Genomic DNA, 14,030 nt, shown 5'->3' on the forward strand with positions numbered 1-14,030 from the left:
TCGAGGCGATTGGCGAGGAAAAGTTTCCGGCAGAGCAGGGTAGGTGAGCAGAACTTGCAGGCGCAAAAAGCCCGACGGGTGAGGTCGGGCCTTTATTCGGTGACGGCAGTAAAACGCTGCATTCAGACGGCGCGGCGTTCGAGCAAACGGTCGGAATCTCCTTCGGCAACGGCATCGCCGAACAGCGGGTCGGTTTCGGTGGCGGCGGCAACGGCATCGCTGAACAGCGGGTCGGTTTCGGTGGCGGCGGCAACGGCATCGCTGAACAGCGGATCAGTCTGGGTGGCGGCGGCTACTGCGTCGCTGAACAGCGGATCGGTTTGAGTCGCGGGAGCGGCAACAGCATTCAGGGCGAACAATGAGAAAGCGACGCTGAGAAGGGCTTGGCGTTTCATGAGTGTGTGCTCCGTGATGTAGTGGTGGGGTCTGGAGCCGATGTTACGCCGCGCATTTGATAAGAGAACTTCATTGAATCAATGGTTGTTATTGATACGGTTAATGGCTGTGCTTTGTGAAGGCGCAACCCTGCACTCAGTCATAGCCGATCTTGACCTGCGCACTGATCAGCTCGGCCAGCATCCGTACAGGTTCGGTGAAGGTCTGGCGCGATCGGTGCACCAGCCCGATATCGCGGTGGAACGTGTGCTGACCGAGGTCGAGCACCCGGACGCCGGCAGGCCAGGCAAAGTCGGGCGCCGTCTGCGGCACCAGCGCCACGCCGACACCGTTTTCGACCAGTTTGATAATTGCCTCCAGTTCATCCAGCTCGCAGACCTCGTGCAGGGTGAAATGCATCTGCCGTAAAAAGCGGTCGACCTGCCTGCCTCCGAAAGAGGAGCGGTCGTATCGAATGAATGGCTGGCTGGAAAGCAATTGGGTCCAGTCATCGCCCGGCACATCGCGTGGCACGATCAACCGGTAAGGCTCCAGCGCCAGCGTGGTCCAGCGCAGATCACTTTGCAGTGAGAAGGGTGGTCGGATGATCACGGCCATGTCGATCTCGCCAGCATCCACCAGGTTGACCAGTTCCATCGACAACCCCGGAACGATCCGGGATCTGCACTGCGGGCAGTGCTGGTGAAACTTCGCGAGTGCATCGGGTAGATAAGAGCGCTGCACCGACGCAATGGCGCCGATGTTGACCAGCACGCTGGGCGGCAGCCCCACCGTTGTCGAGCCGAGGCTGTCGTAGAGCCTGAGCAGTTCTTGCGCTTGCAGCAGTATCTGGTGGCCCATTCTGTTGAGGTGTGCCGAGCGCCCCTTTCGGTCGAAAAGCTCGAAGCCGAGTTCGGCTTCCAGGCGCTGGATCTGGGCGCTGACGGCAGCCTGCGTGAGTCCGATCCTGTTGCCGGCTGCAGCGAAAGTACCTTCGCGTGCTACGGCGATGAGTGTCTTCAGTTCTTTGATCATTCACAAATATTAATTGTGTTTCTAAGAAATATATATTGATTTTTATGTTTGGTTTTCCACCCTAGGATGTTTCCCATCCCCCGGCAGCGGCTGAACCCAAGGCGCCGATGACGGCAGGAATGTTCACCAACCAACAAAAACATGATTGGAGTTTCTGATGAGCCTCTCGCCTTTTCACCTCGCTATCCCCGTTTACGATCTGGCTGCAGCGCGCACCTTTTACGGTGAAGTCTTTGGTCTTGAAGAAGGGCGCTCCAGTACTCAGTGGGTCGATTTCGACTTTTATGGCCACCAACTGGTGATTCATGAACACCCGAAAACCGCGTCGCAGGAAAGCGTTCACAGCAACCCGGTCGACGGTCACGACGTCCCTGTTCCGCACTTCGGCATCATTTTGGGATGGCAACAGTGGGAAGCATTGGCCGAACGTCTGAAGTCCTTTGGCACCGAGTTTGTGATCGAACCTTACATCCGCTTTCAAGGGCAGGTGGGTGAGCAGGCCACCATGTTCCTCTTTGATCCTTGCGGTAACGCCCTGGAGTTCAAGGCGTTCAAGGATATGAGCCAGCTCTTCGCCAAGTGACAACCGTCATGGCACAACCCGGTTGTGCCATTTGGTCCCTAGTGAGCTGGAAGCTCATGACTCTAGCAACTGCCGCTGACGCAGACCTTTCCTTCCAACAAAAAGGCTAGACATGAAACGTATTCCCCTGGTGTGGCAAATCGTTGCCGGGCTGTTGCTTGGCGTGCTCGTCGGTTGGTATTTCAATACCCATCCGCAATATCAAACGTGGGTCAGTACAGAGATCCTCAAGCCCCTCGGTGACATCTTTATCAAGATGATGAAGATGGTGGTTGTACCGATTGTCTTCTGTTGCATGATTCTGGGCATCGCTGGCGGTGGCGATAACAAGTCGTTTGGCCGCATGGGCATCAAGTCGCTGGGTTATTTCTTTGCTATTACCGCGCTGGCCATTGTCATCGGCTTGTGTTTCGCAAACCTCTTTGAACCGGGTAGCGGCACCGATATTTCCGGCCTTTCGCATGGCACGGCATCGATCAACATGGAGCCCTCGAAAGGCGCGCTGGTGATCGTGCAGAACATCGTGCCGGACAATGTTCTGGTGGCGATGTCGGAAGCGAAATTGCTCTCGGTACTGTTCTTCGCCGTGCTGTTCGGCCTCGCTTTGAATGCGCTGCCAAGAGAAAAAAGTGCGCCAGCCATCGCGGTGGTTCAGAGCATTTCCGATGCGATGTTCAAAGTGGTCTCTATTGTCATGGCCTACGCGCCGGTTGGTGTCTTCGGCATGATTGGCGCCACGGTCGCGACCTTTGGTTTTGCCTCGCTGTTGCCATTGCTCAAGTTGATCGGGGTGGTTTATCTGGCGCTGATTGTGTTCGCTCTGGTGATACTCGGCGGCATTTGCTACTTGATTGGGGAGAACATTTTCAAATTGATTCGCTACTTCCGCAGTGAATTGATTCTGGCGTTCTCAAGTGCCGCATCCGCCGCCGTCATGCCGCAGTTGATGAGCCGTTTGGAGCGCTACGGTGTACCGCGGCGGATCGTCAGTTTCGTGGTGCCGGTGGGTTATGCATTCAATCTGGATGGCGCTTCGATCTTCCTCGGCGTCGCGACGATCTTCGTCGCGCAGCTCTATGGCATCGACCTGTCGCTGTCGCAGCAGATCCTGCTAGTGGTGACGATGGTCCTGACGTCCAAAGGCGCGGCGGGGGTGCCCGGGTTTGCCATCATCATCCTCTCCGCTACGTTGGCTTCGGCCGGTCTGCCCCTGGAAGGCGTGGCATTGATCGCGGGTATTTTCAGGATCATCGACAGCGGTACGACCACGCTGAACGTATTGGGCAATGCCATCGCACCGCTGGTGATTGCCAAGTGGGAAAGGGCAGCGCTTGAACCGTCAGGTGTTCATCCCGCTGCCGAAGTGTGAGCCTTCAAGCGTCGGACCCTCACGTTTAAAACCGCACCGATAACGAGTGCACGCCCGCTGGCGCAGGGGCGTTTTTTTTGGGTTGCTTTACTAGACGACCGGTCTATTGAATAGGAGTGCTTATGATTGATAACGCTGTTGATACCGACCTTTTTTCGCCCATGCAGATGGGCGCGCTGCAATTGGCCAATCGAATTGTCATGGCCCCCGTGACGCGCAGCCGGATGGCCGACGACGGCGTACCGAATGAAATGCATGCGACTTACTACGCTCAGCGTGCGAGTGCAGGTTTGATCATCGCCGAGGCGACGAACATTTCCGCTCAGGGACGTGGCTATGCGATGACGCCGGGCATCTGGTCGCAAGCGCAGGTCGCCGGGTGGAAGAAAGTCACCGATGCGGTGCACGCGGCCGGCGGAAAAATCGTCTGCCAGCTGTGGCACGTGGGGCGTTTTTCCAGTGTTGAGTTGCAGCCCAATGGCGAAGCGCCGGTCGCACCCTCGGCCATCAAGGCTGAGGGCAGCACGTATACCGAGAAAGGTTTTGTCGAGGTATCGATGCCTCGCGCGCTTGAGATCGCGGAAATTCCCGGAATCATCGAGCAGTACAAACTCGCCGCCGAGAATGCCAAGCGAGCCGGCTTCGATGGCGTCGAAGTGCATTCGGCCAACAGTTATCTGCTCGACCAGTTTCTGCGTGATTCGACCAATCAGCGCACGGACCTCTATGGCGGCTCCATCGAGAACCGTACCCGGCTGACGCTGCAAGTGACGGAAGCGGTGGCGTCCATCTGGGGCAGCGACCGTGTCGGTATCCGGCTGTCTCCGGTAACGCCCGATGCCGGCAATACGCCGCCCGACAGCAACGTCATGGCGACTTACGGCTACCTGATCCAGCAACTCAATCGATTCAATCTGGCCTACCTGCATTTCGTCGAAGGCGCCACGGCCACTTCTCGCAGCGTTCCTGCGGGCGTGGATCTTGACGCGCTGAGTGCGCAGTTCGACGGCGCGTTCATTGGCAACAACAACTATGACCTGGCGATGGCGCTTGAGCGTCGGGCGCAGGGCCATATCGATGCGGTGGCGTTTGGGCGTTTGTTTATTGCCAACCCCGACCTGGTCGAGCGTCTGCGCCAGGGTCTCGAACTGACCATTGCCCCGCGTGAGAGTTACTACGGCGGTGGCGCGAAAGGCTACATCGATTGGCCAACCGCTAACGCCTGAATGGCAACCCTGACACCGACCGGGCGCAATCGCATTCACTGCAAAGAGGAACGAAACATGAATTATCTACACAACAAAGTCGCCATCGTCACCGGTGCATCTTCCGGTATCGGCGCGGCCACGACGCGTGCGCTGGCGGCACAAGGGGTTCGTGTGGTTGTCGCTGCGCTGGACGAAAAGGGCCTGCAGGCGTTCGTCGCCGAGTTGCGTGAGGCCGGCCATGACGTGGTCGCTTTTACCGTTGATGTGACCCGGCTTGAGCAAACCAGAGCACTCGCCAGGTTCGCGCAGGACGCCTATGGCGGTGTCGACATTCTGGTGAATAACGCCGGGCTGATGCTGTTCTCCAATTGGGTCGATCTGGCCGTGGAGGATTGGGAAAAGATGATCGACGTGAACATCAAGGGTTATCTCAACGCTACTGCGGCAGTGCTGCCTGTGATGCTGGAGCAGCGGTCCGGGCAGATCCTCAATATGGACTCGGTGGCCGGCCATCAGGTCGGGCCGGCGGCGGGTGTTTACAGCGCTACCAAATTTTTTGTGCAGGCCATGACCGAGTCCATGCGCAAGGAACTGGGCGTACAGCATGGCATCCGCGTCAACACGGTCAGCCCCGGCGTTATCAATACCGGTTGGGCGGACAAGGTCAGTGATCCGCAAGGGCGCAAGGCCGCCCAGGAACTCAACCGCATCGCCATCGCGCCTGACGATGTTGCCCGTGCGGTGATCTATGCGCTCAACCAGCCGGAAAACGTCACCGTCAACGACCTCATCATTTCGCCGACGCGCCAGGACTGGTGAGTGTTGGCTGCTGCAGCCACCGGGTGCAAGCCTTGGCTTCCGGTGGCCTTTGTAACTCACCCCCAACGAAAGGAAACAACCATGTCGAAGAACATCAAGGCTGTACCGACCGCCGAATACACCGCTGTCATCGCCACCGCCAATCAATATGTCGAAGGTCTTCGGGTCGGTGATGCTCAAGGCGTCGCTCAAGCCTTTCATAAAGAGGCGGTGATGTACGGTTTCACCAACGGCGAATTGCTCGGCGGCCCGATCAAGAACCTGTTTGATTTCGTCGAGAAAAACGGCGCTGCCCCGCAAATCAGTACGCGTCTAGACGTGCTGGCGATCACACCGACCACCGCAGTGGTGCGCGTGGACATGGAAACCGATGCGATCGGTGCTGACTACAACGACTACCTGACCCTGATCAAAATTGGCGGCGTCTGGAAGGTCATCGCCAAGGTTTATCACCAGTTCGAGGCCTGAGTATCGGTCGATCCCGGTAGTCCGCTGCCGGGATCGGCGGATGATCAATTACAAGGGGATACGAGATGTCGAAGGTTGAGTTTTCCGCTGTCGTGGAAGGCGCTGCACAACAGGTCTGGAACGTGGTGAAGCAGTTTGGCGAGATCAAGAACTGGCACCCTTCGATTGTGGACAGCCATATCGAAGGCGCAGGACCCGAGATTGTGGGCTGCATTCGCACGCTCACGTTGAGCGATGGCGCCGTTGTCAGAGAGCGCTTGTTGTCGGTTGATGACTCGGCGTTGAGGCTGTCCTACCGTTTTGAAGAGTCGCCCTTACCGCTGGACAACTACGTGGCCAGCGTGGAACTGGTTGCTTTGTCAGGCCAGGACAGAACACTGGTCAGTTGGCTGGCCAGTTTCGATCTTCGAGAACCGACCAGTGCCGAGCACTATCAGGCACTGATTCGCAGCCTGATCGTCGACGGCCATGGTGGGCTGCAGGCGCTGCTTGCTCGGTAATACAAAACCCAGGTTCACATGCCCCGCATTCCCGCAAGGAATGCGGGGCATGAAGCGAATGAATTTTCCCTCTCGCGCTCTTCGGCGTAGCGTGCTCGAAAAACCAGGAGCATTGCCGTGAGCCAAACCTCGACCAGCCCCGCAGAAAAATTCGACACCTCCCGCGCCAGCGAATACGCCCGCCAAAGCCGCATCGCGCTGGCCGGCTACGACGCCTGTCATGATCTGGCGGCCTGCATGTTGGCGGCGAGCCTGGGTTCGCGTCCGGCCAACATACTGGTGGTCGGCGCTGGCGGCACGGCGCAGGAAATCATTGCGATGGCGGCGCTGGAGCCGCAATGGCATTTCACCGCAGTCGACCCTTCCGTACCGATGCTGGAAACCGCGACAGCGCAACTGCAGGCCAACGACTTGCTGCACCGAACCCAGGTGCATCTCGGCCACGTCGAAGATCTGCCGGCTGCTGCCTCATTTGATGCGGCAACGTTGATCGGCGTGCTCCATCATCTGAACGGTGATGAGCCCAAGCGCCAGATCCTGCAAGCGATTCAGGCGCGGCTCAAACCGGGCGCGCCGCTGATTGTCGCCGGCAACCATTACGCCTATGCCAGTCAGCCATTAATGCTCCAGGCGTGGGGGCAGCGTTGGCGGCAGCAGGGCGTCAGTGCGCAGGAGGTGAAGGCCAAGCTGGGCAAGATTCTACAAGGCGCTGACCCGCCGCATTCCGAAGCGGCGGTTCAGGCGTTGTTGCATGAGGCCGGGTTTGGCGAGGCGACGCGGTTTTTCAGCAGTTTGTTCTGGGGGGCTTGGCTGGCGTGTAAAACGCCTTCTTGATGCGGACTGGTTCGCAAGGTGCGCTCAGACATGCCATTAACGTCACCGTCGGCGTTCGATCCATTGTTCCCTGGTCAGCCCATAGCACTTGCACAGGGCCGGTGCACCGGAGAGGTTCAACTCGGCGTCGTAAAAGTATCGGCGCAGAAAAGGAGAACCGCTCACATGTCCGTTCTCACAAGCCTATTAATTTTTTTGTTCCGGATCCTGCCATATTGTGCATTGCAAGAAGAAGTACCCCAACAACGTGCCTATTGGAAAACCAAACATCAATAACGCACCTATGAACTCTGATGCTTTTCTCGAAGACTCAAGTCGGTTTCTGCTTCCATAGGCAAGCAGTAAATGGACGAAAACGGCTGCTGCGCAAAACACAGGTATGCCTATTGAGGTGCTTTTATCAATCATGCATAGCCATGCAGAAAGTGAGCAGATGAGGAAATAGAATAATGCCAGGGTGATATGAAATCTCATCAGTTTAATATGATTTTTTTCATAGTTTGGCGAGCTATTTGTCATCGTGAGTCTGGCTCCGAAATAGGCGCAAGCATAAAAATAAATGTGTCGTAAATTTGGTCGGTAAACGCGCAAAACGGGCAGAAAAAAAACGACCACCCGGCCCGGTCAGCGAAACGCGTGGCGCCGGTGGCGGAGAAAGACCGCTACATTGAGCGGGCGCTGGCGAATATTGCGCCGTTCTTGCAGGGCAGAGATCAGCTCTCGCGGGTATCGGTTGATTCCACCGCCGCCTCAGCCTCCAGTTTCGCCCGCTCAGCCTTGCTGATGTACTTGGGCTTTTTCGGCGCCAGTTTGGCGCTGGCCTTCTTGGCCTTTTCCTTGAACAACTGCTGCAGTTTCTTTTGACGATTCATGTTTTCTGTCCGGCCTGCTCTTGCGCGCAAAAGGGGCGAATCCTGACGTAAGCGTCGGGCCAAGGCAATGCCCATTCTTCACATTGCGATAAAGTCGCGCACTGCCTTGATGGTCGGTGCCGGCGCCTCTTCCATCAACCAGTGTCCGGCTGCCGGAATCACCACTTCGGTCACGTTGTCCGCGGCATTGCGCATGACGATCGCTTCGTTGTTGCCAAAGGACTTTTCACCGCCCACGGCGAGCACCGGCATGGCCAGGTGTTTCTGCAGAACGGGGGCGTTGTCGAGGGCGTCCTGACGAATGCTGCGGAACTGGGCAAAAGCGGCGTGCATGGCGCCGGGGCGGGCGTAGAGCTTGGCGTAATGCTGGCGGGTGCCTTCATCGATTTTGGCCGGGGTGCCGGCGAACTCGTTCCAGAAACGGTCGAGGTAGATGCGTTCGCGCCCGGCAACCAGACGCTCCATGTCCGCGCCGCCGAAGTCGAAGTGCCAGAGCATCGGCGAACGAACGATGTCGTTCCACGGTGTGATGCCGGGTACGGGCGCATCCATCACCACCAGGCGCTCGGTCAGCTCGGGATAGCGCGCGGCATAGGCGAACGCGACCATGGTGCCGATGTCATGCCCGATGACCACCGAGTGCTCGATCTTCAGCGCGCTCAACACCTGACGAATGTCGCCGGCCTGGGTCTTCTTGTCGTAGCCGTCCTGCGGAATCGATGACAAACCCATGCCGCGCAGATCCGGCACCACCACGGTGTGATCGCGGGCCAGATCCGCCGCCAGCGGCGCCCACATGTCGCCGGTATCACCGAAACCATGCAACAGCACCACGGCCGGACCCTTGCCACCAACTCGCACATGCATTGTCGCGCCTTCGACTTTGATGTCCTGAGTGTGGAAGGTGGCGGGGAAGGGGGTGATGTCGGCGTGGACCTGGAAACTCAGGGCGAGCAGGGCGAAGCCAGTCAGCAGCAGGCGGGTCATGGCGAAGTCTCCAGGCGTGGTGGCGATGGAGAGAGCGTAGACGTATCGATCAGGGGCGGCGGAGTTTCATCCGCAAGCAAATGCTGCCTCGATAAATGCCCCCAGCGCCTTCTCTTGTCACGATGACACAGGAGCAACCCACCATGAAGGCGCGCCGCATGAACAAGTCACGCACGTTGATTGCAACGATTTCCTCTCTTGCGCTGGTTTTCAGCTCGGCGATGGCATTGGCTGATCCCGGTAATGGCAAGGGCAATGGCAAAGGTAATTCGCAGAATGTGCAGGGCCACGGTAACCAGAAAGGTAACGGCAACAAGGGCAACAACTCGGGTGGTGACTGGAGTCATGGCCCAAATATCGATCGCGGCAATGTGCTCGGGATTGTTGGTGGCTACCGCGACTACTGGAGTCCGGGGCCTGCGCTACCACCGGGCATTCAAAAGAATCTTGCACGCGGCAAGCCATTGCCGCCCGGTATCGCGAAAAAGCTCGATGGGCGTTTGGCCGGTCATCTGCCGCATTACGATGGCTACGAATGGCAGCAGGCGGGCACGGATCTGATATTGGTTGCGCTGGCCACCGGCCTGATTTACGAGGTGCTCAACGGGGCGTTTGATTAAGATTTCCTGCCGCGCTGCGCACCACCTACCCCGATCAGACGATTTTCAAAGCGCTCAGCACGATCAGCGATTGTTCGGCAAACGCCTGGGCTTGCTCGGTCAGTGCGGCGATGTTGGCTTCGGCGGTGGTCAGCGTTTTGCCGTCCTTGACCAACACTTCGTTTTGTTCGGCGATGACGCTCCACGCCAGTTGCGCCCACTCCGCCGGGTGCTGTTTGCCCTGGCGGATTGCAATCAGGAACAGTTGCTGGAAGCGGCTGACCATGACGCCACCGCCGGTGACCGGGCTGCTCAACACCTGAATGTCGGCGTTGAACAGCGCGCGCTTGCACAGTTGCAGGTTGAACGCCGCGCAGCGTTCGTACACCCGCGCCTCGGCGGCTTCGCTCTGGCACGGGGCTACCGCACCCATGCCGACCAGGATGGCGAGCGCCTGTTCCAGATCGTCATAGGCGATTGGCGACACCGCATCGAATAACTGCTGCATCGTTTTGGCTTCATACGTCTGGCCCGCGAGGGCATCGAGCAGCGGGCCGTAGATTTCCGCTTGCAAAGACGCTTCGCCAGCGGGGCCGGTGACGCTGGACGCTACGTTTTCTGCTGGTTGCATGAGGACAAAGCGTGTTTTGAGCATGCGCGCCCGGCGCTCGGCGGCGCAGAGCCGGTTGGCACCCCGCACGTACAGATCACGACGGAAAGACTGATTGACGAAGTAGTCACGTGCCTGCTCGCGCATCACCGGGTGCTCGATACCGTCGAGAAAGGTCAGGGCTTCGGCACTCAGATTGAGTGCATCAACCGAATCCAGCGGCACCGCTGTCGTGACGTAATCGAGCTTGGCCGGGGCCAGCGCATCCACCATGTCGGCGAAATACATGCAGTTCCAGTCGCGATTGAAATATTCGTGGGCGACGTATTGGCGGTCCTGACCTTTGATGGTCTGCAGTCGGGCGCCCAGACTTGGCGCGGCGATGGCGTACTTGGGGTTGGCCGCCAGCAGCGCTTCGGAAAACTGCAACGCGGCGTCGATGCGCTGATCCGCCCGCGTCGAGTGATTGGCGAAGCGGTCGTGCAGGCTGAACAATTGGCGCAACGGCGCCGCAGGCGACCAGCCCGGGAATGCGTTGTAACTGACGTACAGATGACCACCCGGCTTGAGGTGGCGCCGAGCGAATTCGACAATCAGTTTCTGGTTGTCACGGCTGACCCAGGTCCAGATGCCGTGCAGGCTGATGCTGTCGAATTGCGGCAAATCATGGCGCGCCAGCAGTTGCTCAAAGCTGTCGTCATAGAGTTTTGCGCCGTTGTTGCTGAGTTCTGCCAGCTCAATGGCATGGGCCGCCTGACCGGGGTGGAAGTCGGTCCCGACGAAGCCGGCAGGGCTCGCCGTGGCGTGGATATTGATCGACACACCCTGGCCAAAGCCGAGTTCACAGTGATAACCGTCGGGATTGTCCAGACCGGCAACGCCGCGCAACAACAGGCAGTAACGCTGGAAAACCGGATTGATTTCCCGGCTATAGCTGTAGGTGTAGCCTTCGTCGGTGAAATAACCTTCGTTCCAGGCGTTGCTCATGGGTGCAGCCTCTTGAATCGTAATAGAAAGTGGCTTTTATACGGGGAAACTTGTGCCGTTAAACCCCTCGGTGTCCATCAGGATGTTGTCGGCAGGATCGAACCATTCGATAGGGTCCATGCGGATATTTCGCAGAGCCACCGTTTGAAGGTGAGACGCGTACAGCGGCTCGGCCCAATAGTTGATCAGTATCGAACGCCGGCGGCCACCCAGCAGGTTTCGGCTGCCGGCATGCAGCAGGTCGACATCGAACACCAGAATATCGCCCGCACGGCCCGTGAGCTGGACTGACCCCGACTCATCATTGACGTCTACCGGTGGCGCTCCCGGCGCCGGGCGATGGCTGCCGGGGACGATGCGGGTCGCGCCGTTGTCGGCACCATAGTCATCGAAAAAAGCCAGGGCCACCGCACAGTCGCCGGGGCGTTGCGCGGACAAGTCGCGATGCAGCTGCTGATGGCCGCCCCCCGCAAGCGGTTCGCGACCCTCAACCTGGGACAGGAAGAAGCGCTCGGCGATCAGCTCACCGACCACGGCCAACACCGTTGGCAAGCGGCACATCGCGCGCACGGTCGCATGCTCATCCAGCAGCGAATGGCGCCAGTCCTGACCCCGTGGGACGGGCCAGCGATCTGACGGCAGCACACCCGCATCGAACGCCTGGCGCAGGTCGTCCAGCCACTCGGCGGGTATGGCGTGACGGAGCAGGGCGAAACCTTGTTGATGGAGCTGTTCACGGTTATTCATGATCGGACGTGTCCGCTCCTCACAAACGCACGCCCATCTCCAGGGCACGGGTTTCGAAGCCGAACTCGGCATACATGCGTACCGCGCGCTCGTTGAATGGCCATACCGTCAGGCGCAAGTCCTGAGCATTTTGCTCGATAGCCCAGTCTTTCACCCGTTGAATCAGTGCGCGGCCAATGCCTTTGCCCCAGAACGGCTCGGCGACACACACCGAGCCGATGCGCACCACATTCTGCGGCTGCATCAGCGGGCCGGAACTGGCGGACAGGATGGCCGTAATGAACGCCACGGGCCGTTCACCGGCGCTGGCGATGAAGACGATCTGGCCAGGCTTTTCGAATACCCCGGCCCAGTGCGGCAAATCGCGGGCAAAATCTTCGGTGGCGGCGGCGTAGATGTCAGGGCGAACGGCGTGGTGTACCGAGTTGAGCAGTTGGCCCAATTCGCTCATTACCGGCGCATCGTCAGCAGTGGCAATGCGATAGGTGATGACTTCTTCCATGATAAAAATCTCTTTGTTGTAGATATTGCCGCAGGTTCTCAGCGGGTAAGAGCAGCGTTGTTTGTCACTTTGCCGCAATTCTGAAAAAACGCTCTGGGCGGCACGGTGCAAGGGCAGCAGATGACTGGTGATCCAGCAGCTCTTCACTGACGAGGCGCCCGACGATTGCCGCCAGCGTCACACCGGGATGCATCGCGCAAACGTAAACTCCACCGACCCCAGGCAAGTAACCGACAACGGGGAGGCCATCAGCGGGCATGGGCCGAAGCCCGACGGCGACGGTTTGCGGCGCAATGGAAACCACACCGTGAAGTTCACTCTGTATGGCTTCGGCGGTTTGCCGGGCGATGTCAGTCGGCGAGTTGCCCGGCGCCTCTCCCAGATAATCTTCAGCGGCCAGCAACGTGCCGTCGGCGCCTTGCCGAATTTCCATGACAGGGCTGGAAATGATGCCTTTAACGAGGCCCGGTTGGGTCTGGTAGCGGATGAAAATGGCGGGCGAGGCGTCGATGGGCAGGGAGACGTTGAGCATCTGTGTTAACTGTCGGGTGCCAGTCCCCGCAGCAAGCACAACAAGGTCAGCATCAAACGTGCCCGCTGTGGTTTCAACGCCGGTGACATCTGCGTTGCAGGTTTTGAAAGCGGTCACTCGGGTTTGCGTGAGCAATTGCGCCCCCAGCGCCTGGGCGCCGGCAATCAAGGCGTGGGTGGCCTGCACGGCGTCGAGTGCGCCTTCTTCAGCAAGAAATAACGCGCAGGATGGGGGATTTTTCAGGTTGGGCTCGCGGGCAAGCACTTCGGCAGACGATAACAATGTCGCCGACGCCGGATACTCTGCTGATTCGCTGTACGACAGCGCTCCGGTCCAGCGAATCTGCAAATCCGGCAGCTCGGTTTCGAGTCGCTGGTAGGCATCTATGGCCATACCGCGCAACTGCGCAATCGGATCAGCGCCGGCGTGCGTGGCAGTGATCCAGGCGAAAGAGCTTGCCGTCACGCCGCTCGCGATCTCGCCGGCCTCGATCAACGTGACCTGCGCACCTCTGCCAGACAGGTGATACGCAAGCGAGGCGCCGACGATGCCCGCACCCACCACCACAATTCGTCGATGTGTTGCCTGGTTCATTTCAACATTCCCTGTTGTCGATCGGCTGATCCTGCAGCAGGGAGACGCAGCGAGCAACCAGAAAAAAGCCCGGCCAAAAGCCGGGCTCGTACGCTGGCAACGGGTTAAGCAAACATATCTCCGGCGGGCATTAGGCCTGCCGGTCCGTGACGGATGCTCAGTCGCTATGGATCAAGGATCAGGTTACGACGCCGAATGCTGACTGACATGCTTGGGCCCTGCCAGCGCCCAGGCAATCAAGCCGAACAACGGCACAAACACGATCAGCACAATCCACACACCCTTATTGCTCGCTTTCCCCTCGCTCTTGCGCACCCGATTGATGGCCCAGAGTTCGATTAGCAGAAGAACTGCCGCCAGTACGATCCACACGGTTTCGATTTGCATTGGCTACCTCCTGATGGTCTGC

The 14,030-nt window shown here is 58.8% G+C and carries 17 protein-coding genes; 8 read left to right on the forward strand and 9 right to left on the reverse strand.

From position 1 onward, the window contains the following. Nucleotides 1–122: 122 nt before the first annotated feature. Both CLU80_RS26740 and CLU80_RS26745 read right to left on the reverse strand, forming a co-directional pair. Entirely contained in the window at nt 123–395 is a 273-nt protein-coding gene (locus tag CLU80_RS26740; protein WP_099758912.1) for a hypothetical protein, read from the reverse strand. A gap of 136 nt (nt 396–531) precedes the next feature. Next, a complete protein-coding gene (locus tag CLU80_RS26745; RefSeq protein WP_099758913.1) occupies nt 532–1,410 on the reverse strand; it encodes a LysR family transcriptional regulator in 879 nt (292 codons plus the stop codon). A 157-nt stretch (nt 1,411–1,567) separates the two neighbouring features. Between CLU80_RS26745 and CLU80_RS26750 the strand changes: the two genes are divergently transcribed. The 7 genes from CLU80_RS26750 (at nt 1,568) to CLU80_RS26780 (ending at nt 7,191) form a co-directional block, all read left to right on the forward strand. Further along, nucleotides 1,568–1,993, forward strand: a complete 426-nt coding sequence (locus CLU80_RS26750; protein WP_026000724.1) for a VOC family protein — start codon at nt 1,568–1,570, stop codon at nt 1,991–1,993. Nucleotides 1,994–2,105: 112 nt separating this feature from the next. Continuing rightward, on the forward strand, nt 2,106–3,362 hold the full coding sequence (locus tag CLU80_RS26755; protein ID WP_099758914.1) for a cation:dicarboxylate symporter family transporter: 1,257 nt from the start codon (nt 2,106–2,108) through the stop codon (nt 3,360–3,362). 122 nt (nt 3,363–3,484) lie between these two features. Beyond that, nucleotides 3,485–4,588, forward strand: a complete 1,104-nt coding sequence (locus tag CLU80_RS26760) for an alkene reductase (protein ID WP_099758915.1) — start codon at nt 3,485–3,487, stop codon at nt 4,586–4,588. Between the two features lie 57 nt (nt 4,589–4,645). After that, on the forward strand, nt 4,646–5,389 hold the full coding sequence (locus CLU80_RS26765) for an SDR family oxidoreductase (RefSeq protein ID WP_099758916.1): 744 nt from the start codon (nt 4,646–4,648) through the stop codon (nt 5,387–5,389). Nucleotides 5,390–5,470: 81 nt separating this feature from the next. Next, on the forward strand, nt 5,471–5,857 hold the full coding sequence (locus CLU80_RS26770; protein ID WP_095049886.1) for a nuclear transport factor 2 family protein: 387 nt from the start codon (nt 5,471–5,473) through the stop codon (nt 5,855–5,857). Between the two features lie 65 nt (nt 5,858–5,922). Then, nucleotides 5,923–6,357: an SRPBCC family protein gene (locus CLU80_RS26775; RefSeq protein WP_099758917.1), complete on the forward strand. Its 435-nt coding sequence runs from the start codon at nt 5,923–5,925 to the stop codon at nt 6,355–6,357. Nucleotides 6,358–6,474: 117 nt separating this feature from the next. Then, a complete protein-coding gene (locus CLU80_RS26780) occupies nt 6,475–7,191 on the forward strand; it encodes a class I SAM-dependent methyltransferase (protein ID WP_093433407.1) in 717 nt (238 codons plus the stop codon). 713 nt (nt 7,192–7,904) lie between these two features. On the opposite strand, the gene CLU80_RS26795 is transcribed toward CLU80_RS26780, so the two are convergent. Together CLU80_RS26795 and CLU80_RS26800 are read right to left on the reverse strand one after the other, a co-directional pair. Beyond that, complete coding sequence (locus CLU80_RS26795) at nt 7,905–8,063, reverse strand: DUF2986 domain-containing protein (protein ID WP_093433404.1); 159 nt, start codon at nt 8,061–8,063, stop codon at nt 7,905–7,907. A gap of 78 nt (nt 8,064–8,141) precedes the next feature. Further along, the gene (locus tag CLU80_RS26800) at nt 8,142–9,050 is read right to left on the reverse strand and encodes an alpha/beta fold hydrolase (RefSeq protein ID WP_093433401.1); all 909 of its coding nucleotides are present in this window, start codon (nt 9,048–9,050) and stop codon (nt 8,142–8,144) included. 158 nt (nt 9,051–9,208) lie between these two features. On the opposite strand from CLU80_RS26800, the gene CLU80_RS26805 reads away from it, so the two are divergent. Next, nucleotides 9,209–9,670, forward strand: a complete 462-nt coding sequence (locus tag CLU80_RS26805) for an anti-virulence regulator CigR family protein (RefSeq protein ID WP_186624220.1) — start codon at nt 9,209–9,211, stop codon at nt 9,668–9,670. 34 nt (nt 9,671–9,704) lie between these two features. On the opposite strand, the gene CLU80_RS26810 is transcribed toward CLU80_RS26805, so the two are convergent. From CLU80_RS26810 to CLU80_RS26830, 5 genes are all read right to left on the reverse strand, one after another. Further along, a complete protein-coding gene (locus tag CLU80_RS26810) occupies nt 9,705–11,246 on the reverse strand; it encodes a methyltransferase regulatory domain-containing protein (protein WP_093433392.1) in 1,542 nt (513 codons plus the stop codon). A gap of 36 nt (nt 11,247–11,282) precedes the next feature. After that, nucleotides 11,283–11,993: a phytanoyl-CoA dioxygenase family protein gene (locus CLU80_RS26815; RefSeq protein WP_099758919.1), complete on the reverse strand. Its 711-nt coding sequence runs from the start codon at nt 11,991–11,993 to the stop codon at nt 11,283–11,285. A gap of 19 nt (nt 11,994–12,012) precedes the next feature. Further along, a complete protein-coding gene (locus tag CLU80_RS26820; protein WP_286079789.1) occupies nt 12,013–12,495 on the reverse strand; it encodes a GNAT family N-acetyltransferase in 483 nt (160 codons plus the stop codon). Nucleotides 12,496–12,559: 64 nt separating this feature from the next. Then, nucleotides 12,560–13,621, reverse strand: a complete 1,062-nt coding sequence (locus CLU80_RS26825) for an NAD(P)/FAD-dependent oxidoreductase (protein ID WP_099758920.1) — start codon at nt 13,619–13,621, stop codon at nt 12,560–12,562. Nucleotides 13,622–13,804: 183 nt separating this feature from the next. Then, nucleotides 13,805–14,008, reverse strand: a complete 204-nt coding sequence (locus CLU80_RS26830; RefSeq protein ID WP_007916127.1) for a PLD nuclease N-terminal domain-containing protein — start codon at nt 14,006–14,008, stop codon at nt 13,805–13,807. Nucleotides 14,009–14,030: the final 22 nt, after the last annotated feature.

It is taken from the genome of Pseudomonas sp. 29 (assembly GCF_002754355.1).
Taxonomy (GTDB): domain Bacteria; phylum Pseudomonadota; class Gammaproteobacteria; order Pseudomonadales; family Pseudomonadaceae; genus Aquipseudomonas; species Aquipseudomonas neuropathica.